The sequence below is a fragment of the Pseudomonas sp. KH_040 genome (genome assembly GCF_057839305.1).
In genome coordinates, this window is record NZ_CM174487.1 from 5517027 (window position 1) to 5538400 (window position 21374).

The following is a 21374-nucleotide window of genomic DNA, read 5'->3' on the forward strand; positions in this document are numbered from 1 at the left end:
AACCCTCACCCTAGCCCTCTCCCAGAGGGAGAGGGGACTGACCGAGGTGTTTGGGAGAGGTACACCGACGTGAAATACCGCGTTGAACTCAGGTTTTGAAACGCCCGAAAATCGGCTCCCTCTCCCTCGGGAGAGGGCTGGGGTGAGGGGCAAATCCACCACAAATCCAAAGCCGACCACGCCCCGCTCTTCACCACTCAATAGGCCGAGTGTCAGCTCGCCTGCTCTTGATCTTGACCCACGGGCGACGTCGGAAGGCTGAGTGGAGGGATTGATCCGGGCGTGGGAGCGCAGCGACCGTTTGGCGAAGCCAAACACAGCGAGAGGAGGTGCAGCGAAGCAAACCGTAGGCGCTGCGCCCGGATCGATCCCGCAGCGAAGGAACCCCGAGCCCCAGCGAGCGGGCCGCACGTAGGAGCAAGCGTTTTTGGTTACTTTTGAGGCGTTTGTCAAAAGTGACCCGCCGTAAGGGCGGAACCTTAATCAGCCACACCCGCAGCAACGGATATACACCCAAAGAAAACTGACAGCGCTGACAGCCAGCCGTCACCCTCCTGACCCCCAAACAAGTTTATAACTACCCAACCTGCCCAAACTCCAAACTCCGGCGCCCACCCCGCATGCGAATCCAAAAGAACAAAGCCCTGCTCGCCACCCTATTGATCGTCCTCGCAGGCGCAGGTCTGTGGTACGCCCTGAAACCCGCCCCGACCAAACTCGCCACCCCCACAGCAATCCCCGTGCGAGTCATAGCGGTCAGCGAAAAAGACGTCCCCCGCTACACCAGCGGCATCGGCTCCGTACTCTCATTACACAGCGTGGTCGTGCGCCCCCAGATCGACGGCATCCTCACCAAAATCCTCGTAAAAGAAGGCCAACTCGTCAAAGCAGGCGACCTGCTGGCCACCATCGACGACCGCTCCATCCGCGCCAGCCTCGACCAGGCCCGCGCCCAACTGGGCGAAAGCCAGGCGCAACTGCAAGTCGCCCTGGTCAACCTCAAACGCTACAAACTGCTCACCGTCGACGACGGCATCTCGAAACAGACCTACGACCAGCAACAAGCCTTGGTCAACCAACTCAAAGCCACCGCCCAAGGCAACCAGGCGTCGATTGACGCGGCGCAGGTACAACTTTCCTACACGCAGATCCGCTCCCCGGTCACCGGCCGCGTCGGTATTCGCACAGTCGACGAAGGCAACTTCCTGCGCATGACCGACACCGCCGGCCTGTTCACCGTCACCCAGATCGACCCGATCGCCGTTGAGTTTTCCCTGCCCCAGCAAATGCTGCCGACCCTGCAAGGCCTGATCAACGATCCGCAGCGCGCGCAGGTCAAGGCCTACATCGGCGCCGACACCGATGGCGAAACCGGCAACCTGCTCGGCGAAGGTCACCTGACCCTGATCGACAACCAGATCAACGCCAACACCGGCACCATCCGCGCCAAGGCCGAATTCGACAACGCCAGCCAGAAGCTCTGGCCCGGCCTGCTGGTCACGGTAAAAATTCAGACAGCCCTCGACAAAGATGCGCTGGTCGTCCCGCCCACCGTCGTACAACGTGGCCTCGACCAACACTTCGTTTACCGGGTCAACGGCGACAAGGTCGAAGCCGTGCAAGTGCAGATGGTTTATCAAGGCAGCGGTCAGGACATCATCAAAGGCGTGAAGGCCGGTGACGTGCTGGTCACCGATGGCCAGTCGCGGCTTAAACCGGGTTCAACGGTGCAAGTCATGAGCGAGCCGGCGCAGGTGGTGCAAGCGGAGCCGAAACCATGAAGGCGCACAAAGGCGTCTCGACGTGGTGCATCGATCACCCGGTCGCAACCATTCTGCTGACCATCGCGCTGGTGCTGGTCGGTTTGATTGCCTTCCCGCGTTTACCGATTGCCCCACTGCCGGAAGCGGAATTTCCGACGATTCAGGTGTCCGCGCAGTTGCCCGGCGCCAGCCCCGACACCATGGCCTCGTCCGTGGCCACGCCGCTGGAGGTGCAATTCAGCGCCATCCCCGGCATGACCCAGATGACCTCCAGCAGTGCGCTCGGCTCCAGCCTGCTGACCCTGCAGTTCACCCTCGATAAAAGCATCGACACCGCCGCCCAGGAAGTCCAAGCGGCGATCAACACCGCCGCCGGCAAACTGCCCAAGGACATGCCGACGCTGCCCACTTGGAAGAAGGTCAACCCGGCCGACAGCCCGGTACTGATCCTCAGTGTCAGCTCGTCACAAATGCCCGGCACCGAACTCAGCGACCTGGTGGAAACCTTGCTCTCGCGTCAGATCAGTCAGATCGACGGCGTAGGCCAAATCAACATCACCGGTCAGCAACGTCCGGCGATTCGCGTACAAGCCTCGGCCGACAAACTGGCGGCGATCGGCCTGACCCTCGCCGACATTCGGCTGGCGATCCAGCAGACCAGCCTCAACCTTGCCAAAGGTGCGCTGTACGGCGAATCGAGCATCTCGACGCTGTCGACCAACGACCAGTTGTTCCACCCCGAGGACTACAGCCAACTCATCGTTTCCTACAAGGACGGCGCCCCGGTTCACCTGCGTGATGTCGCCAAAGTCGTCAACGGTTCGGAAGATGCCTACGTGCAAGCCTGGGCCGGTGATCAACCCGGGGTGAACCTGGTGATCTCGCGTCAACCGGGCGCGAACATCGTTGAAACCGTCGACCGCATTCAAGCCGCCCTGCCCGGCCTCGAAGCGATGCTGCCGGCCTCGGTGCAAGTGAAAACCCTGATCGATCGCACCCAGACCATTCGTGCCTCGCTGCATGAGGTCGAGATCACCCTGTTGATCGCGATCCTGCTGGTGGTCGCGGTGATGGCGCTGTTCCTGCGTCAGTTGTCGGCGACCCTGATTGTTTCGGCGGTGCTCGGCGTGTCGCTGATCGCCAGTTTCGCCCTGATGTACATCCTCGGTTTCAGCCTGAATAACCTGACGCTGGTGGCGATCGTGGTGGCCGTGGGATTTGTGGTCGACGATGCCATCGTGGTGGTGGAAAACATCCACCGCCATCTGGAGGCCGGCGACGATATGCGCGAAGCGGCGATCAAGGGCGCCGGCGAGATCGGCTTCACCGTGGTCTCGATCAGTTTCTCGCTGGTGGCGGCGTTTATTCCGCTGCTGTTCATGGGCGGTGTGGTCGGGCGACTGTTCAAGGAATTCGCCCTGACGGCGACCTCGACCATCATGATTTCCGTGGTGGTCTCGCTGACTCTGGCTCCAACGTTGGCGGCGCTGTTCATGCGCAAACCGGTGCACCACGCCCACGCCAAACCGGGCTTCAGCGAACGTCTGCTCGGCTGGTACGAGAAAGGTCTGCGCCGCGCCCTCGCCCATCAGAAGTTGATGATCGGCGTTTTCGGTTTATCGCTGGCGCTGGCCATCGGCGGTTACATCTTTATCCCGAAAGGTTTCTTCCCAGTGCAGGACACCGGTTTCGTCCTCGGCACCACTGAAGCGGCTGCGGATATTTCCTACGGCGACATGGTGAAAAAACACTTGGCCATGGCCGAAATCGTCGCCGCCGATCCGGCCGTGCAGGCGTTTTCCCACTCGGTCGGCGTGTCCGGCAGTAACCAGACCATCGCCAACGGCCGCTTCTGGATCGCCCTGAAAAAACGCGGCGACCGTGACGTCAGCGCCAGCCAGTTCATCGACCGTATCCGCCCGCAACTGATGAAAGTCCCCGGCATCGTTCTCTATCTGCGCGCTGGCCAGGACATCAACCTCAGCTCCGGCCCGAGCCGCGCGCAATATCAGTACGTGCTGAAGAGCAACGACGGCGCGACCCTCGCGACATGGACGCAACGCCTCACGGAAAAACTGCGCAGCAACCCGGCGTTCCGCGACATCTCCAACGACCTGCAACTGGGCGGCAGCATCACCCACATCAGCATCGACCGCAGCGCCGCCGCCCGTTTCGGCCTGACCGCCAGCGATGTCGACGAGGCGCTGTACGATGCCTTCGGGCAACGGCAGATCAATGAATTCCAGACTCAGGTCAACCAGTACAACGTGATTCTGGAGCTGGACACCAAACAACGCGGCAAGGCCGAAAGCCTCAACTATTTCTACCTGCGCTCACCGCTGAGTGGCGAGATGGTGCCGCTGTCAGCGCTGGCCAAATTCGATGCGCCAACCATTGGCCCACTGTCGATCGCCCATGACGGCATGTTCCCGGCCGCCAACCTGTCGTTCAACCTCGCGCCCGGCGTAGCGTTGGGTGATGCGGTGATTCTGCTCAATCAGGCCAAGGCCGAGATCGGCATGCCGACGGCGATCAGCGGCAATTTCCAGGGTGCGGCGCAGGCGTTCCAGAGTTCGCTGGCCAGCCAGCCGTGGCTGATTCTCGCGGCGCTGGTGGCGGTGTACATCATTCTCGGTGTGCTTTATGAAAGCTTCGTGCACCCGCTGACGATCATTTCGACATTGCCGGCGGCGGGTTTGGGCGCAGTGATCATGCTATGGATCTGCGGCCAGGACTTTTCGATCATGGCGTTGATCGGCCTGGTGTTGCTGATCGGTATCGTCAAGAAGAACGGCATCCTGATGATCGACTTCGCGCTCGAAGCGCAGCGCCACCGAGGTCTGTCGCCGCAGGAGGCGATTTTCGAAGCGTGCATCACGCGGTTCCGGCCGATCATCATGACCACCCTCGCCGCCCTGCTTGGCGCGCTGCCGCTGATGCTCGGTTACGGCACCGGCGCCGAACTGCGCCAACCGTTGGGGATCGCGGTGGTCGGCGGTTTGCTGGTCAGCCAGATGCTGACGTTGTTTACCACTCCGGTCATATACTTGTGGCTTGAGCGGCTGTTCCACCGGCCCAAACCGATGCCCTCACCGGCATTGGCGACCACAGACTGAGGCAGGGTCATGCGCGTTCTGATTATCGAAGACGAGGAAAAAACCGCGGACTATCTGCACCGCGGTCTGACGGAACAGGGTTACACCGTGGATCTGGCTCGCGACGGCGTCGAGGGGCTGCATCTGGCGCTGGAAAGCGACTACGCGGTGATCGTCCTCGACGTCATGTTGCCGGGCCTCGATGGCTTCGGCGTTTTGCGCGCGTTGCGTGCACGCAAGCAGACCCCGGTGATCATGCTCACCGCCCGCGAGCGCGTCGAAGACCGCATCAAAGGCTTGCGCGACGGTGCCGATGATTACCTCGGCAAACCGTTTTCCTTCCTCGAACTGGTCGCGCGTCTGCAAGCACTGACCCGGCGCAGCGGCGGCCACGAACCGGTGCAAGTGAGCATCGCCGACCTGTGGATAGATTTGATCAGCCGCAAGGCCACTCGCGCCGGCACCCGACTGGATCTGACCGCCAAAGAGTTCTCGCTGCTCAGCGTCCTCGCCCGCCGCCAAGGTGAAATCCTTTCGAAAACCGCCATCGCCGAGATGGTCTGGGACATCAATTTCGACAGCGACGCGAATGTCGTCGAAGTGGCGATCAAACGCCTGCGCGCCAAGCTCGACGGGCCGTTCGACGAGAAACTGCTGCACACCATTCGCGGCATGGGTTATGTGCTGGAGAGCCGTGGTGTCCAGTAACTCGATTGCCCTGCGCCTCAGTGGAATGTTCACGCTGGTGGCGCTGCTGGTGTTTCTGTTGATCGGCGGCGCGTTGTATCAACAGGTCGACAAAGGCCTGGGATTACTGCCGGAAGCCGAGCTGGATGCACGTTACAGCGTGCTCGAATCGGCGCTCAATCGCTTCGGCACGCCGGAGCATTGGGTGAAGATCAACGCCAAGTTGAAGCTGCTCGGCGAAGAGGACAAACGCATTCGTTTCTGGGTGGTGAGTGGCGATCCGGGTTACGAGTATGGTCAGCCCGATGCGGCGATTCGCGCGTTCGCTCAAGGCCCGTTGGGCATGCATGACCTGCAGTTGGCCGACCATCCTTATCCGCTGAAAGTGTTGCTGACCGAGTTGCCAGCCAAGGATCAGCGCCCGCCGCTACGCTTCATGATCGGCATTGATACCGAGACCTTTCACGAGACTCAGCACAATCTGTTGATCGCGCTGATCGGGTTGGCGATTGTCGGTGTGTTGATGGCGTCGGCACTGGGGTATTGGGTCGCGCGGATTGGTTTGAAGCCGTTGATCAAACTGTCCCATGAGGCTCAACGACTGGCGCCACCGCTCAGAGCCGGGCGCTTGCGTTTGTCGCCGCTGCCACCGGAGCTTGAGCAGTTTGTCGACTCATTCAACTCGACGCTGGAACGGGTCGAGCAGGCCTACTCGCGGCTGGAATCGTTCAACGCCGACGTCGCCCATGAACTGCGTTCACCGCTGACCAATTTGATTGGCCAGACGCAAGTGGCGCTGACCCGTGGGCGCTCTGCCGAACACTATTTCGAAGTGCTGCAATCCAATCTTGAAGAGCTGGAACGGCTGCGTTCGATCATCAATGACATGCTGTTTCTGGCCAGTGCCGATCAGGGCAACAAGGCGACCAAACTGACCTCGACGTCGCTGGCAGATGAGGTGGCGACGACGCTGGAGTATCTGGATTTCATCCTTGAAGATGCGCAGGTTGAAGTGCAGGTCAGCGGTGATGCACTGGTGCAGATCGAGGTCGCGCATTTGCGCCGGGCGTTGATCAATCTGTTGAGCAATGCGGTGCAGCACACCGGGCCGGGTCAGGTGATCGAGGTGCGCATCGAGGTTGAAGATCATCAGGTGAGTATTGGTGTGGCCAACCCCGGTTCGCCGATTGCCAGTGAGCATTTGCCACGGCTGTTCGAGCGCTTTTATCGGGTCGATGCGTCGCGTAGCAACAGTGGCAATAACCATGGGTTGGGGCTGGCGATCGTTAAAGCGATTGCGCTGATGCATGGCGGGGATGTGTTTGTGCGCAGTGATCGGGGGATGAATACTTTCGGGATTTATTTGCCGGTTTGAAAAGCCCCTCACCCTAACCCTCTCCCGGAGGGAGAGGGGACTGACCGTGGTGTTCTTTCGAAGTACGCCGACCTGAAAGCTCGAGTCGAACTCAGGCTTTGAAAAGCCCCCTATCGGCTCCCTTTCCCCCTCGCCCCCCTGGGGGAAATGGGACTGAGCGAGTTGTTCTCTCGAAGTACGCCGACCTGAAATATCCAGTCGAACTCGGATTCTGAAAAGCCCCGGATCTGCTCCCTTTCCCCCTCGCCCCCTTGGGGGAGAGGGCTGGGGTGAGGGGGTTGCCCTTGGCCGCGCCGCGATCTTCGACTTTTACCTCCCGCGCAACAGTCATTTATGAAAATCACGCTGTTTCCCAACGCTCGGCAACCTTATCTTTGCCCGCACCAAACAGCACTCGCCAAGCGAGAAGGTTTTCAAGATGTCCAACAGTATGGGTATTGCCAGCGCGTTCGTTTTGTCCTCATTGATCCTGTCGCCGATGGCGATGGCTGAAGAATCGCAGTCGTTCGTGGCGCACAATGTCGCTCGCGCGCAGGCCTACGATCAGCATCAGGCCGAAGTGATGGCCAAGGCTCAGGACGCCTCGCAAGCCCCGCAGGCTGCCACTTCCCAGACTCAAGCAAGCGAGAAAGACAGCTGAGTCGCGCTCCGCGCCAACGTTTCCCTCGACGCGGTTGTTTGGCTCTTCCCGTTCAACCGTCGTCATTCCAGGCCGCTGCCTTTCAGCGGCCTTTTTTCGTTGTGGTCTGAAAGCCGTTTGGTTCGTCTGTAACAACAAGAAACATCGAGCGCCTCAAAATATAGAGGCGCCAGTTGACCCAAGGAGCTCCATTGCACGTGCGTTACCCAGTCCGCTTCACCCCGCTGTTCATTGCAATTGCCGCAACGATTGCCCCTGCCGCCCACGCCGACGAGCCTGCCAAAGAAGGCTTTGTCGAGGGTTCGAGCCTCAACCTCAACGCCCGCAACTACTACATGAATCGCAACCGCTTGCAGAAAGCGGACGACAACATCGAGTGGGGCCAAGGCTTTCTTGGGGTGTTCAAATCGGGTTACACCGAAGGCACGGTCGGTTTCGGCATTGACGCCCACGCCATGCTCGGGTTGAAGCTGGATGGCGGTGGCGGCACGGACGGGTCGAGCATCCTGCCGGTCCGAGAGAATGGCGGCAAAGCGCCGGGTTCGTTCTCCACGGCGGGCGGCACGTTGAAAATGCGCGCGTTCGATACCGAATTGAAGGCCGGAGACCTGTTCCTCACCAACCCGGTCATCGCTGGCGGTGAAACGCGCATGCTGCCGCAGACTTTCCGTGGTGTGAGCCTGACCAACCACAGCTTCGACGGCTGGTTGATCGAAGGTGGCCAGGCCAGTTTTACCAAGCCTTACAACCAAAGCGGTCACACGCGCATCGGCACTTCCTACGGCAACCTTGCCGACGGCGATGAGAGCCAGCACCTGAACTGGGCCGGCGTGGCATGGAGCGGTGTCGAAGGCCTGACCAGCAGTCTTTATGCCTCCGAGCTGAAGGACATCTGGAACCAGTACTACTACGACCTGGATTACACCTGGCAGTTGAACGATCTGGTCAGCCTCAACCCGGGCCTGCATTTCTATCACACGCAAGACACCGGTGATGCGCTGCTGGGCAACATCGACAACAACACCTACAGCCTGCATTTCACCGTTGGCGTCGGTAATCACAGCGTCACCGCCGCGTATCAGCGGGTCAACGGCAACACGCCGTTCGACTACATCAGCCAGGGTGACAGCGTTTATCTGGATAACTCGCAACAGTATTCCGACTTCAACGGCCCGAACGAACGCTCGTGGAAGCTCAAGTACGCCTATGACTTCGCCGGTGTCGGCGTGCCGGGTCTGACCTCGTCTGTGTCCTACTCGCGCGGCACTGTCGACCTGACCAAAGTTGACCCCGACAGCAAAGGCTATTCCAACTGGTACAGCGCCGATGGCCGCAACGCCAAGCATTGGGAACGCGATCTCGACTTGAAGTACGTGGTGCAGAGCGGTCAGGCCAAGGATCTGGCGGTGCACCTGCAATGGGCGACCAACCGTGGCGGCAACGGTTACGGCGTGATTGATTCGGATACAGATGAATACCGCGTGATCATCGACTACCCGATCAACGTCTTCTAAGATCGGCGCCACAGCACAGTCTTGAAGTCCAGGCTCGCTCCCACATTAGGAATGGTTTCTGGCTTCGGCTGTGGTGTTTGGCCTACTACGCTTATAAGACCTTCCCCCAACCGACAGCCCAATCATGATCGCGAGCCGTACCCCACCCGTTGCGGGCAAGACCGGACGCCCCGAGCTGCTGCTGATCTGCGGCAGTTTGCTGACAGTGATCGCGATTCTGTGCATCGTCACGTTCCTGCTGATCCGCGAGCACGCCAATGCTCGGGAATCGGCGACCCGCAGTGCCACCACCATTGCGCAACTGATCGACGCCGATGTGCTGCGCACCGTCGAGCTGTACGACTTGACCCTGCAAGGCCTGATCGCCGCCGCCCAGCGCGATGACCTGCAAGATGTCTCACCGCAGATCCGCCATCTGGCGCTGTTCGACCGCTCGACCACGGCACGCTTCAAGGGTGACATTCTGTTGCTCGACAAACACGGGAATGTGATTGCCGATTCTTCGCGAATCGAGCCAAAACCGGGTAATTTTGCCGACCGCGATTACTTCCTCGCCCATGCCTTCAATCGCGACATCGGCATGTTCATCAGCCGTCCGTTCAAGACCCGTTGCGACTGCGACGAGGCCAATCAGTGGCGAATCAGTTTCAGTCGCCGGATCTCCTCGCAAACCGGTGAGTTCGCTGGTGTGGCCGTGGCGTCGATGAAACTCGACTACTTCGACCAATTGTTCAACAGCCTCGACATTGGCAAAGACAGCACGCTGAACATCATCAACAGTGACGGCGTCCTGCTCGCACAGAAGCCTTATCTGCAAAGTGATTCCATCGGCAAAAGCTTCGGCAACCGGCCGAATGTCGTGCGCATCCTCGGGGACAAGGATGGCAGCGGCAGTTTCACCAGCACCTCGAGCATGGATCATCAGCAGCGCCTCTATACCTATTCACGGGTTGGCAATTTGCCGTTGACGGTGATGGTTGCGCTGTCCAGCGATCAAGTGTTCGGCACCTGGCGGCGCACCGCGATTCTGATTAGCGGTGCCACGGGCGTGTTGTGCGTGGGTCTGTTGTGGCTGACCTGGCTGTTGGCCCGCGAATTACGCTTGCGTCAGCGTGCCGAGCGCGAGCTGGCGCAACTGGCTGCTACCGATGCGCTGACGGGCGTGGCCAATCGGCGAATGCTCGATCAGGCACTGCGTCATGAGTGGTTCCGCGCCCAGCGCTCGGGCAAACCGATGTCGGTGATGATGATTGATGCTGATCACTTCAAGGCATTCAATGATCGACATGGGCATCAGGCTGGGGATCAGGCGTTGAAGACGCTGGCCAAGGTCATCACGGACAATGTGCGGCGACCGGCGGATCTGGTCGCGCGTTATGGCGGGGAGGAGTTTTCGGTGATTCTGGCCGAGACCGACGGTCATGGCGCGCAGCAGATTGCCGAGCATATTCGTCAGGCGGTGGAGCAATTGCCATTGGTCGATGGGGCTGAGCGGCCGATGACCGTGAGTATTGGCATCGCGACATGGACGGCGGCGAGCGAGATGACGCTGGAGCAGTTGCTGTTTGCGGCGGACAAGGCGTTGTATCAGGCCAAGGAAGGTGGGCGTAACCGGGTGGTGGTGGCTGCCTGATAGATGTATTGGCTTCACCGGCCCTATCGCTGGCAAGCCAGCTCCCACAGGGATTTGTGATGTGCTGCAGATTTGTGATTCACAAAGAAACCTGTGGGAGCTGGCTTGCCAGCGATAGGGCCAGATCAGGCACTAGAGAAATTACAGGCATAAAAAAAGGCCATCCGAGGATGGCCTTCAAAAAACTAGAGAGGTTTTTTACTTACACCGCCGCAACCGGGCGCATGTAAGAGATTGGTGCGGTGCTGGCGTCTTCGAACGTCACCACTTCCCAAGCATCTGTCTGCTCAATCAACTTGCGCAGCAGCTGGTTGTTCAGTGCATGACCGGACTTGAAGCCTTTGAACTCACCAATCAGGCTGTTACCCAGCAGGTACAGGTCGCCAATGGCATCGAGGATCTTGTGCTTCACGAATTCGTCTTCATAGCGAAGGCCGTCTTCGTTCAGTACGCCATCGGCATCAACCACGATCGCGTTTTCAACGCTGCCGCCGAGTGCGAGGTTGTGCTTGCGCAGGTACTCGATATCACTCATGAAACCAAAGGTACGGGCGCGGCTGACTTCTTTTACGAACGAAGTGCTGGAAAAATCCACGCTTGCACTTTGGGTGCGGTCCCGGAATACCGGGTGATCGAAATCGATCTCGAAGCTCACCTTGAACCCTTCGAAAGGGACGAAAGTGGCGCGCTTGTCGCCGTCTTCCACTGTCACTTCACGCAGGATGCGGATGAATTTCTTGGCGGCGTCCTGTTCTTCCAGGCCTGCCGATTGAATCAGGAATACGAAGGGTCCAGCGCTGCCATCCATGATCGGGACTTCGGACGCGGAGAGCTCGACGTAGGCGTTATCGATGCCCAGGCCAGCCATGGCCGAGAGCAAGTGCTCTACCGTGTCCACTTTCACGTCGCCGTTGATCAGCGTCGTCGACATAGTGGTTTCACCGACGTTTTCCGCGCGGGCAGGAATCTGCACCACAGGGTCGAGGTCAGCGCGACAAAACACAATGCCAGTGTCGACAGGCGCAGGCTTGAGGGTCAGATAGACCTTCTCACCGGAGTGCAGGCCTACACCTGTGGCACGGATAATATTTTTCAGTGTGCGTTGTTTAATCATGGCTTGGGCCGCTTCAGCGCAAATTGCGAACTGGTATCAACAAAGGCTGGCGATGATAGCAGACCATGCCTTTGCTGAACACCAATCACCTTCATAGCCCTGATACATTCCATCAATCGGCCTGACGACGCAGGAACGCCGGGATGTCCAGGTAGTCCAGATCATCTTGCGGATTCATCTTCGCGGCAGCCGCAGCACCGGCCTGAGCCTGGTTGCGCATGACGGTCGGACGGTCCAGATCACGGTAGTTCACCGCTGGCGCTTCCTGACGGGCCGCAGCCGGTTGTTGCACCTGGGCAGAAGCCATGGAGGTATGAACGGTGTTGTCGATAACCTTTACAGGCTTCTCGATTTTCGCGCCCAGACCGGTGGCAACCACAGTCACGTGCAGTTCGTCGCGCATGTCCGGATCGATAACGGTACCGACCTTGACCATCGCGTGCTCGGAAGCGAAGGCTTCGATGATGCTACCCACGTCGGAGTACTCACCCAGGGACAGGTCAGGACCGGCGGTGATGTTCACCAGGATGCCGCGTGCGCCTTGCAGGTTCACGTCTTCCAGCAGCGGGTTGCGGATGGCCGCTTCAGTGGCTTCACGTGCACGGTTCGGACCGCTGGCGCAGCCAGTGCCCATCATCGCCATGCCCATTTCGCTCATTACGGTACGCACGTCGGCGAAGTCGACGTTGATCATGCCCGGACGCTTGATGATGTCGGAGATACCGCGAACGGCACCGGCCAGTACATCGTCAGCCTTGGCGAAAGCCGACAGCAAGCTGGCGTCTTTACCGAGGATGGTCAGAAGCTTCTCGTTAGGGATGGTGATCAACGAGTCGACGCTTTCCGAAAGCATGCGGATGCCTTCATCGGCGATCTGCATACGCTTGCGGCCTTCGAACGGGAACGGACGCGTTACTACCGCAACGGTCAGAATGCCCATTTCCTTGGCCACTTCGGCGATGATCGGCGCAGCACCGGTACCGGTACCGCCGCCCATGCCAGTGGTGATGAACACCATGTTGGTGCCCTGCAGGACTTCGGCAATGCGCTCACGGTCTTCGAGAGCGGCCTGACGACCTACTTCAGGGTTGGCGCCGGCGCCCAGACCTTTGGTCACGCCGGTGCCCAGTTGCAGAATGGTGCGCGCGCCGATGTTTTTCAGCGCTTGAGCATCAGTGTTGGCGCAGATGAATTCAACGCCTTCGATGTTGCTCTTGACCATGTGATTGACAGCGTTGCCGCCGCCACCGCCAACACCGATAACTTTGATTACCGGGCTTGCGGGGATGTTGTCTACGAGTTCGAACATTTTCCCTCTCCTTACATTCTCTAGTTTTTTCGCCTACTGCATTTTTGTTGCGGTGTTGCGGTAAAGCTTTAGAAGTTGCCTTGAACCCACTTCTTCAATCGGTCCAGCAACGGCGCCTGTGGCTCTTCGTTGCTGTAGCTGTCGCGGCTGCCGATGCCGGAGAACGAAACCCCGTCGGACTGCTTTTGCAGGCCGTACATCAACAAGCCCACGCCAGTGGAATAAATCGGGTTGCGCACCACGTCATCCAGACCTTTCACGCCATGCGGTACGCCGAGGCGGACCGGCATGTGGAAGATTTCTTCGGCCAGTTCAGTGGCGCCTTCCATCTTCGACGTACCGCCGGTGAGGACGATGCCGGCCGGGATCAGGTCTTCGTAGCCGCTGCGACGCAGCTCGGCCTGGATCAGGGTGAACAGTTCGTCGTAACGCGGCTCGACCACTTCAGCCAGGGCCTGACGCGACAGTTCGCGCGGTGGACGATCGCCAACACTCGGCACCTTGATGGTTTCACCGGCACCGGCCAGTTTGGCCAGGGCGCAGGCGTAGCGGATCTTGATCTCTTCGGCGTACTGGGTCGGGGTGCGCAACGCCATGGCGATGTCGTTGGTCACCTGATCACCGGCAATCGGGATCACTGCGGTGTGGCGGATCGCGCCTTCAGTAAAGATCGCGATGTCGGTGGTGCCGCCGCCGATGTCGACCAGGCACACGCCGAGTTCTTTCTCGTCGTCGGTCAGCACCGAGTAGGCCGAGGCCAGTTGCTCGAGAATGATGTCGTCGATTTCCAGACCGCAGCGACGCACGCATTTTTCAATGTTCTGTGCGGCGTTGACGGCGCAGGTGACCACGTGAACCTTGGCTTCCAGACGCACGCCGGACATGCCCAGCGGCTCGCGCACGCCTTCCTGGTTATCGATCACGTAATCCTGCGGCAGGGTGTGCAGCACGCGCTGGTCAGCCGGGATAGCTACAGCCTGAGCGGCGTCGAGCACGCGCTCAAGGTCAGCCGAGCTGACTTCACGATCACGGATCGCGACGATGCCGTGGGAGTTCAGGCTGCGGATGTGATTGCCCGCCACGCCGACGAACGCCGAGTGAATGCGGCAGCCCGCCATCAGTTGGGCCTCTTCGATCGCGCGCTGGATCGATTGCACGGTGGACTCGATGTTGACCACCACGCCCTTCTTCAGGCCACGGGACGGATGGGTACCGATCCCGACGATTTCCAGCGAGCCGTCGTCGGAGACCTCGCCGACCAGCGCCACCACCTTGGAGGTGCCGATATCGAGACCGACGATCATTTTGCCGCTTTGCACGTTTGCCATGGGTCCTGCCTCTTCTTAATTCTTTGCGACAGCGGGTTGGGCTGTCGTCGGCGCTACTGGTTCCCGCCAGCCAACAGCGAGGCCGTTGGCATAGCGCAGATCGATGCGCGCAATGTTCGTAATCTGGTCTTTAAGCGTCTTGTCATAGATGGCGATAAAGCGGCGCATCTTTTCCACCAGGTTGCCGCGTCCCAGCAGCAACTCGATGCCGGGGCCGGAACTGCCGGCACCGGTGGTCAGGAACCAACTCCCGCGTTCACGCAATTCCAGGCGCGCAATCGAGAAGCCCAACGGCCGCAGCATCTGGCTCAGCACCTGATACTGCTGCATGACTTGCTGCTGAGCCCGTTGTGGGCCGAACAGCTGTGGCAGGTGTTCGTAATTCGCCAGTTCCTTGGGCGTAAACGCCTGGCCCTGATTGTTCAGCAACGACTCGTCGCCCCAACGCGCCACCGGCAATTGTTCTTCGAGGCGGATCACCACCTGGTCCGGCCACACCCGACGTACTTCGGCGTGGGCGATCCACGGCATCTGCTCAAGCTCGGTGCGCATACCGGCCAGGTCGATGGTGAAGAAGCTCGACGCCACATACGGGGCGATACGCTGCTGCACCGCTTGCTGGCTGATGTAGCTCAGGTCGCCCTGCACGGCGATCTTGGTGATCGGCCGGTCGGCGTACGGCAGCAAACGCGTCGCGCCTTCGTAAGTGCCAAAGCCCAGCACCACCAACAGCACCGGCCAGAACAGACTTTTCAGAAAGCTGAAATTGGCTTTCGGCAGGCGCGCGGACATCGGCTCTTTCGCCACCATTCGGCTGGCACCCCGTGGCACCGGCTTGCGGCCGGGTGCGGGAGGCTGATGTCGGAGCTGAGCGCCTTGCATCGTCTTAACCTCGAGCGTCTTCAACACTGGCGGCCAGAATGGCCAGAACCAGTTGCTGGAAATCCAGGCCAGCCGCACGCGCGGCCATCGGCACCAGACTGTGATCGGTCATGCCCGGAGCGGTGTTCACTTCCAGAAACCAGAACTGCCCGTCGGCGTCCTGCATCACGTCCGCCCTGCCCCAACCGGCAATACCCAGCGCCTCACAGGCCTTGGCCGTGAGATCCATGAGTTCCTGTTCCTTGGCGGCATCCAGCCCGCACGGAATGCGGTACTGGGTATCGTTGGCGATGTACTTGGCGTCGTAGTCGTAGAACGTGTGCGGTGTACCCAGGGCAATAGGAGGCAACACCTGGTCACGCAGGGTGGCGATGGTGAACTCCGGACCTTGAATCCATTGCTCAACCAAGACTTGCGAATCGTAGGTACTGGCCGCTTTCCATGCGTCGATCAACTCGGACGCAGAACTCACTTTGGCCATCCCGATACTTGAACCTTCATGCGCCGGTTTGACGATCAAAGGGAAGCCCAGTTCCGTCGCCGCCGAAATACAATCGGCTTCGCTGCACAGCACGGCGTGACGCGGCGTCGGAATCCCGAGGCTGTGCCAGACCTGCTTGGTGCGCAGTTTGTCCATCGCCAGTGCCGAGGCCAGAATGCCGCTGCCGGTGTACGGAATGCCCGCCACTTCGAGCAGGCCCTGCATGGAGCCGTCTTCACCGCCACGGCCGTGAAGAATGATGAAGGCGCGGTCGATCTTTTCGCTGAGCAGACGTTGCAGAATGTCGTCGCCAACGTCGATGCCGAACGCGTCCACGCCAGCACTTTGCAGCGCTTCAAGTACGGCGTTACCGGATTTCAGCGAAACCTCACGCTCGGCACTCAGCCCGCCGAAGAGCACGGCGACGCGGCCGAAGTCTTTTGGCGCGATGGTGGAGAACAGGTTGGCGTAGGCAGCAGTCATTTCAACTTCCCCTCGACCGACGCCGCCACGGCGCCAGCGAACAATTCACTTTTCAACAGCTTCGGCGCGAGACCGCCGATATCACCGGCGCCCTGGCACAGCAGGATGTCGCCGGCACGCAGCAGCGGCTTGACCAGCGGCGCCAGATCGACGCCACGCTCGATGTAGATCGGGTCGAGCTGACCGCGCTGGCGGATGCTGTTGCACAGCTTGCGGCTGTCAGCGCCCGGGATCGGCTCTTCGCCGGCCGGATAAACTTCCATCAGCAGCAGCACGTTGGCGTCGGCCAGTACATTGACGAAGTCGTCGTACAGGTCGCGGGTGCGGCTGTAACGGTGCGGCTGATACACCATCACCAGACGGCGCTCCGGCCAGCCACCGCGCACGGCTTTGATCACCGCGGCGACTTCGGTCGGGTGGTGACCGTAGTCGTCGACCAGCATCACGTTGCCCCCGTCCACCGGCAGTTCGCCGTAGACCTGGAAGCGTCGGCCCACGCCCTGGAAGCCCGAAAGGCCCTGAACGATGGCTTCATCGCTGACGCCTTCGTCGGTGGCGATGCAGATGGTCGCCAGCGAGTTGAGGACGTTGTGGTTGCCGGGCATGTTCACCGACACGTCCAGCGGTTCACGATCCGGGCGCAGCACGGTGAAGAACGTCTGCATGCCTTGCTGGCGAATATTGATCGCGCGCACGTCAGCGTCTTCGCTGAAGCCGTAGGTCACGGTCGGACGTTTCACCAGCGGCAGGATTTCGCGCACCACCGGATCGTCCAGGCACATCACTGCCAAGCCGTAGAACGGCAGGTTGTGCAGGAACTCGACGAAGGTTTTCTTCAGTTTGTTGAAGTCACCGTCGTAGGTCGCCATGTGGTCGGCGTCGATGTTGGTGACCACGGCCACCAGCGGTTGCAGATGCAGAAAACTCGCATCGCTTTCATCGGCTTCGGCGATCAGGTAACGGCTGGTGCCGAGCTGGGCATTGGTGCCCGCGGCATTCAGACGACCACCGATGACGAACGTCGGGTCCAGACCACCCGCGGCGAACACCGAAGCGATCAGGCTGGTGGTGGTGGTTTTGCCGTGCGTACCGGCGACAGCGATGCCGTGGCGATAGCGCATCAGTTCCGCAAGCATTTCGGCACGCGGTACAACCGGAATGCGGCGCTCAAGCGCAGTCGCGACTTCCGGGTTCGAGGTATTTACCGCGCTAGACACCACCAGCACATCGGCGGTCGCAGCGTTCTCGGCACGGTGGCCGATGAAAATCTGCGCGCCGAACGATTCCAGACGCTCGGTCACCGGCGAAGCTTTCAGGTCGGAACCGGACACTTGGTAGCCCAGGTTCAACAACACTTCGGCAATACCGCACATGCCCACGCCGCCGATGCCGACGAAGTGGATGCGACGGATGCGGCGCATTTCCGGTTGCGGCATGGCTTTCTGATTCTCAACCATGGGCCACCTCCAGACAGGTATCGACCACGCTACGGGTGGCATCGGGTTTCGCCAGACGGCGGGCCGCTTGGGCCATATCTTCGAGTCGTTGCGGTTGCATCAAGACCTCTGTCAGGCGCGCGGCAAGGTCCGCGGCACCAGTCGTTCTTTGCGGCATCAGGAAGGCAGCGCCTTCGCGGGCCAAATAATCGGCGTTGCGGGTCTGGTGATCGTCGATCGCGTGGGGCAAAGGCACCAGCATCGAGGGCAGACCGGCGGCAGCCAGCTCACTGATGGTCAACGCGCCTGCGCGACACACCACCAGGTCAGCCCAGCCATAGGCCTGGGCCATGTCTTTGATGAACGGCTGCACCTGCGCTTCCACGCCGGCGGCGCGGTAACGCTCTGCAGTCACTTCATCGTGGTTTTTGCCAGCCTGATGAAACACTTCCGGGCGCAAATCGGCAGCGACTTGGGCCAGGGCTTCAGGCAGCAACTTGTTCAACGGTTCTGCGCCAAGGCTTCCGCCGAGGATCAGCAAACGCGCTTTGCGACCGGCCAGGGCAGGTCGCGATGTATCGAGGAACAGCTCGCTGCGCACCGGGTTTCCGGTGGTACGGCGGGTGTCCGACAGAGTAAAGGTGTCGGGGAACGCTTCACACACCCGGGCGGCGAACGGCACCAGCAACCGATTGGCGGTGCCGGCCACGGCGTTCTGCTCGTGAACGATCACCGGCACGCCGGCCAGTTTCGCGGCGAGGCCACCGGGACCGGTCACATAACCACCGAAGCCGACCACACACACAGGCTTCAAGCGACGAATGATCGCCCGCGCCTGCCACACCGATTTGAGCAGCATGAACGGCGCCTTGAGCAGCGACAGCTTGCCCTTGCCGCGCAGGCCGGTAGCGTTGATGCGGTGCAGTTCAAGACCTGCCGCCGGCACCAGTTCGTTCTCGATCCCGCGTGGCGTGCCGAGCCAGTGCACGGTGTAGCCGCGCGCCTGAAACTCGCGGGCACAGGCCAGCGCCGGGAATACGTGGCCGCCGGTGCCGCCGGCCATGATCAATACGTTAGCGCCCATGATTCGGCTCCTCGGCGAAGTCGCTCTCATGGAATTCCATCTCTTCACTGCCCAGATGGGTTCGACTCTCCCACTCGATCCTCAGCAACAAGCCGAGACAGGCACAGCAGATCACCAACGAACTGCCGCCGTAACTGAGGAACGGCAAGGTCAGACCCTTGGTTGGCAGCAGGCCGACGTTCACACCGATGTTGATCAGGAACTGACCAATCCACAGGAACGACAGACCGTAAGCCACATACGCGGCAAAGAACTGCTTGGCTTTCTCCGCCCACAAGCCGATGTACATGCCGCGAATACACACGAACACGAACAGCGCGACGGTGCACAGCGAACCCACGGCGCCGAGTTCTTCAGCCAGTACCGAGAACACGAAGTCAGTGTGCGCTTCCGGCAGGTAGAACTGCTTCTGCACGCTGTTGCCCAGACCGACGCCCAGCCATTCACCGCGACCGAAGGCGATCAGGGCTTGCGACAACTGATAGCCGGCGCCGAACTGGTCAGCCCACGGGTCGGCGAAGTTGGTCAGACGCGCCATACGATATGGCTGCATCTGAATCAGCAAGACCACGGCCCCGACCGCCAACACCACCATCAGCGAGAAGCGGAACAGTCCGACCCCGCCGAGGAACAGCATGGCCGCCGCAGCACCCATCATTACTACGGTGGCCCCGAAGTCCGGTTCCATCAGCAACAGACCGGCCATCGGCAGCAGCACGATGAACGGCTTGAAGAAGCCCATCCAGCTTTCACGCACCTCTTTCTGGCGACGCACCAGATAACCGGCGAGGTAGATCACCACGAACACTTTGGCGATCTCGGACGGCTGCACGTTGAAGAAGCTGAAACCGATCCAGCGCATCGAACCGTTCACTTCGCGACCGATGCCGGGAATGATCACCATCACCAGCAAGCCAAACGCACCGATCAGCATCAGCCAGCCGAGACGTTGCCAGGTGGCGATCGGAATCATCATGGTGACGATGCACGCGCCCAGACCCAGCACCACATAAATAAGGTGGCGAATCATGTAATACAGCGGACTGCCCGACTGCGCGGCTGCCACTTCGGTGGACGCCGAGGCGATCATGATCAAACCGAGACCGAGCAGCGCCAGGCAACCGGCGAGCATCGGGAAATCGAGGTCGATACCGCGCCCGGTGATGATCGGCGACGGATACGGTTTGATGATATTGCGCAGGCTCATGCCAGATCCTCCACAGCGCGGACGAACTGGTGACCACGGTCTTCGTAATTCTTGAACATGTCGAAACTGGCACAGGCCGGCGACAGCAGCACGACGTCACCCGGCCGGGCGGCGGCGCGGCATTGCGCAACGGCGTCGACCAGTGAGGTCGCGCGAATCAGCGGCACGGCATCACCGATTGCCGCACCGATCTTGTCGGAGTCGCGGCCCATCAGGATCACGGCGCGGCAGTTGGCCGCGACCGGATCACGCAGATCGTTGAATTCGGCACCCTTGCCATCGCCACCGGCGATCAGGATGACCTTGCCGTCGATGTCCGCGCCGAGACCTTCGATGGCCGCCAGTGCGGCGCCAACGTTGGTCGCTTTGGAATCGTTGTAATACGCCACGCCATCGAGATCACGCACCCACTGGCAGCGATGTTCGAGGCCGGCGAAGGTGCGCAGCGCCGAGAGCATGGCGTCGAAAGGCAAGCCCACGGCATGCCCCAGCGCCAGCGCCGCGAGGGCGTTGGACTGGTTGTGTGCACCGCGAATCTTCAATTCACGCACTGGCATCAGGTTCTGGAATTCGAAGGCCAGGTACTTCTCACCATCTTCTTCGCGGATACCGAATGCCTTGAAATCCGGTTTGCTCAGACCGAAGGTCCAGCACGGCTGGCCCTCACCCATCAACGGACGAGTCAGCGCATCCTGACGGTTGACCACGAACTGCTTGGCACCACGGAAGATCCGGTGCTTGGCCAAGTGGTACGCCGGTAGACCGCTGTAGCGATCCATGTGGTCTTCGCTGATGTTCAGCACGGTGGCCACTTCGGCATTGAGCTGGTCGGTGGTTTCCAGTTGGAAACTCGACAGCTCCATGACGTACAGCTCGACGTCGTCGCTGAGCAGATCCAGCGCCGGAGTGCCAAGGTTGCCGCCGACGGCGACACGTTTGCCGGCCGCAGCCGCCATCTCGCCGACCAAAGTGGTGACGGTGCTTTTCGCGTTGGAACCGCTGATGGCCACGATCGGCGCCCGCGCGTTACGCGCGAACAGCTCGATGTCGCCGGACAGTTTCACGCCACGGGCCGCAGCGGCTTGCAGGGCCGGGGTCGCCAGCGCCAGGCCGGGGCTCACGTAGAGCTCGTCGGCACGGCACAGGAATTCGACGTCCAGCTCGCCACAACGCACTTCCACGTGCGGATAGTCACGCTTGAGCGTGGCCAGTTCCGGTGGATTTTCCCGCGTGTCGGCCACGGCAAACGACGTGCCCCGGTTCGCCAGGAAGCGAACCAGGGACATGCCGCTCTTGCCGAGGCCGACAACGATGCGGAAGTGGTCAGAAGCGATCAGAGACAC

16 protein-coding genes are annotated in these 21374 nt (G+C 60.6%); 7 read left to right on the top strand and 9 right to left on the bottom strand.

The window, feature by feature from the left end:
* The first annotated feature begins 620 nt into the window (after positions 1 to 620).
* The 7 genes from AC3IUF_RS24495 (at position 621) to AC3IUF_RS24525 (ending at position 10707) form a co-directional block, all read left to right on the top strand.
* Positions 621 to 1781 carry an efflux RND transporter periplasmic adaptor subunit gene (locus AC3IUF_RS24495; protein ID WP_489279552.1) on the top strand — a complete coding sequence of 387 codons (1161 nt, stop codon included), beginning with the start codon at positions 621 to 623 and terminating at the stop codon, positions 1779 to 1781.
* On the top strand, positions 1778 to 4879 hold the full coding sequence (locus tag AC3IUF_RS24500; RefSeq protein WP_007916977.1) for a multidrug efflux RND transporter permease subunit: 3102 nt from the start codon (positions 1778 to 1780) through the stop codon (positions 4877 to 4879). Before AC3IUF_RS24495 ends, AC3IUF_RS24500 begins: the two co-directional genes overlap by 4 nt.
* Positions 4880 to 4888: 9 nt before the next feature.
* Positions 4889 to 5566 (top strand): heavy metal response regulator transcription factor, encoded by a 678-nt coding sequence (locus AC3IUF_RS24505; protein ID WP_007916978.1) that lies wholly within the window; start codon positions 4889 to 4891, stop codon positions 5564 to 5566.
* Positions 5556 to 6920: a heavy metal sensor histidine kinase gene (locus tag AC3IUF_RS24510; RefSeq protein ID WP_489279553.1), complete on the top strand. Its 1365-nt coding sequence runs from the start codon at positions 5556 to 5558 to the stop codon at positions 6918 to 6920. The genes AC3IUF_RS24505 and AC3IUF_RS24510 overlap by 11 nt, the downstream gene beginning before the upstream one ends.
* 418 nt (positions 6921 to 7338) lie before the next feature.
* On the top strand, positions 7339 to 7560 hold the full coding sequence (locus tag AC3IUF_RS24515; RefSeq protein WP_489279554.1) for a hypothetical protein: 222 nt from the start codon (positions 7339 to 7341) through the stop codon (positions 7558 to 7560).
* A gap of 197 nt (positions 7561 to 7757) precedes the next feature.
* Positions 7758 to 9074: an OprD family porin gene (locus AC3IUF_RS24520; protein ID WP_489279555.1), complete on the top strand. Its 1317-nt coding sequence runs from the start codon at positions 7758 to 7760 to the stop codon at positions 9072 to 9074.
* A gap of 124 nt (positions 9075 to 9198) precedes the next feature.
* Positions 9199 to 10707 (top strand): sensor domain-containing diguanylate cyclase, encoded by a 1509-nt coding sequence (locus tag AC3IUF_RS24525; protein ID WP_414893118.1) that lies wholly within the window; start codon positions 9199 to 9201, stop codon positions 10705 to 10707.
* 202 nt (positions 10708 to 10909) lie between these two features.
* On the opposite strand, the gene lpxC is transcribed toward AC3IUF_RS24525, so the two are convergent.
* The 9 genes from lpxC to murD form a co-directional block, all read right to left on the bottom strand.
* Positions 10910 to 11821, bottom strand: a complete 912-nt coding sequence (gene lpxC / locus AC3IUF_RS24530) for a UDP-3-O-acyl-N-acetylglucosamine deacetylase (protein ID WP_007916984.1) — start codon at positions 11819 to 11821, stop codon at positions 10910 to 10912.
* Positions 11822 to 11933: 112 nt separating this feature from the next.
* Complete coding sequence (gene ftsZ, locus AC3IUF_RS24535; protein ID WP_007916986.1) at positions 11934 to 13130, bottom strand: cell division protein FtsZ; 1197 nt, start codon at positions 13128 to 13130, stop codon at positions 11934 to 11936.
* A gap of 68 nt (positions 13131 to 13198) precedes the next feature.
* Positions 13199 to 14458, bottom strand: coding sequence for a cell division protein FtsA (gene ftsA, locus AC3IUF_RS24540; protein WP_007916987.1), 1260 nt, complete (start codon positions 14456 to 14458; stop codon positions 13199 to 13201).
* A 15-nt stretch (positions 14459 to 14473) separates the two neighbouring features.
* Complete coding sequence (locus tag AC3IUF_RS24545) at positions 14474 to 15340, bottom strand: cell division protein FtsQ/DivIB (RefSeq protein WP_007916989.1); 867 nt, start codon at positions 15338 to 15340, stop codon at positions 14474 to 14476.
* Positions 15341 to 15344: 4 nt separating this feature from the next.
* Positions 15345 to 16304 (bottom strand): D-alanine--D-alanine ligase, encoded by a 960-nt coding sequence (locus tag AC3IUF_RS24550; protein WP_110721097.1) that lies wholly within the window; start codon positions 16302 to 16304, stop codon positions 15345 to 15347.
* A complete protein-coding gene (murC, locus tag AC3IUF_RS24555; protein ID WP_007916992.1) occupies positions 16301 to 17761 on the bottom strand; it encodes a UDP-N-acetylmuramate--L-alanine ligase in 1461 nt (486 codons plus the stop codon). Before murC ends, AC3IUF_RS24550 begins: the two co-directional genes overlap by 4 nt.
* Complete coding sequence (murG, locus tag AC3IUF_RS24560; RefSeq protein ID WP_007916994.1) at positions 17754 to 18824, bottom strand: undecaprenyldiphospho-muramoylpentapeptide beta-N-acetylglucosaminyltransferase; 1071 nt, start codon at positions 18822 to 18824, stop codon at positions 17754 to 17756. The genes murC and murG overlap by 8 nt, the downstream gene beginning before the upstream one ends.
* Positions 18814 to 20031 (bottom strand): putative lipid II flippase FtsW, encoded by a 1218-nt coding sequence (gene ftsW, locus AC3IUF_RS24565; RefSeq protein WP_007916996.1) that lies wholly within the window; start codon positions 20029 to 20031, stop codon positions 18814 to 18816. Before ftsW ends, murG begins: the two co-directional genes overlap by 11 nt.
* Entirely contained in the window at positions 20028 to 21374 is a 1347-nt protein-coding gene (gene murD, locus AC3IUF_RS24570; protein ID WP_489279558.1) for a UDP-N-acetylmuramoyl-L-alanine--D-glutamate ligase, read from the bottom strand. Before murD ends, ftsW begins: the two co-directional genes overlap by 4 nt.

What these genes read in the sequence shown, in the direction of transcription:
- AC3IUF_RS24495 (WP_489279552.1), top strand. Translation starts at nt 621, where the DNA reads ATGCGAATCCAAAAGAACAAAGCCCTGCTCGCCACCCTATTGATCGTC.
- murC (WP_007916992.1), bottom strand. Translation starts at nt 17,761, where the DNA reads ATGGTTGAGAATCAGAAAGCCATGCCGCAACCGGAAATGCGCCGCATC.
- ftsW (WP_007916996.1), bottom strand. Translation starts at nt 20,031, where the DNA reads ATGAGCCTGCGCAATATCATCAAACCGTATCCGTCGCCGATCATCACC.
- AC3IUF_RS24515 (WP_489279554.1), top strand. Translation starts at nt 7,339, where the DNA reads ATGTCCAACAGTATGGGTATTGCCAGCGCGTTCGTTTTGTCCTCATTG.
- AC3IUF_RS24545 (WP_007916989.1), bottom strand. Translation starts at nt 15,340, where the DNA reads ATGCAAGGCGCTCAGCTCCGACATCAGCCTCCCGCACCCGGCCGCAAG.
- lpxC (WP_007916984.1), bottom strand. Translation starts at nt 11,821, where the DNA reads ATGATTAAACAACGCACACTGAAAAATATTATCCGTGCCACAGGTGTA.
- AC3IUF_RS24525 (WP_414893118.1), top strand. Translation starts at nt 9,199, where the DNA reads ATGATCGCGAGCCGTACCCCACCCGTTGCGGGCAAGACCGGACGCCCC.
- AC3IUF_RS24500 (WP_007916977.1), top strand. Translation starts at nt 1,778, where the DNA reads ATGAAGGCGCACAAAGGCGTCTCGACGTGGTGCATCGATCACCCGGTC.
- AC3IUF_RS24505 (WP_007916978.1), top strand. Translation starts at nt 4,889, where the DNA reads ATGCGCGTTCTGATTATCGAAGACGAGGAAAAAACCGCGGACTATCTG.
- murG (WP_007916994.1), bottom strand. Translation starts at nt 18,824, where the DNA reads ATGGGCGCTAACGTATTGATCATGGCCGGCGGCACCGGCGGCCACGTA.
- ftsA (WP_007916987.1), bottom strand. Translation starts at nt 14,458, where the DNA reads ATGGCAAACGTGCAAAGCGGCAAAATGATCGTCGGTCTCGATATCGGC.
- ftsZ (WP_007916986.1), bottom strand. Translation starts at nt 13,130, where the DNA reads ATGTTCGAACTCGTAGACAACATCCCCGCAAGCCCGGTAATCAAAGTT.
- AC3IUF_RS24550 (WP_110721097.1), bottom strand. Translation starts at nt 16,304, where the DNA reads ATGACTGCTGCCTACGCCAACCTGTTCTCCACCATCGCGCCAAAAGAC.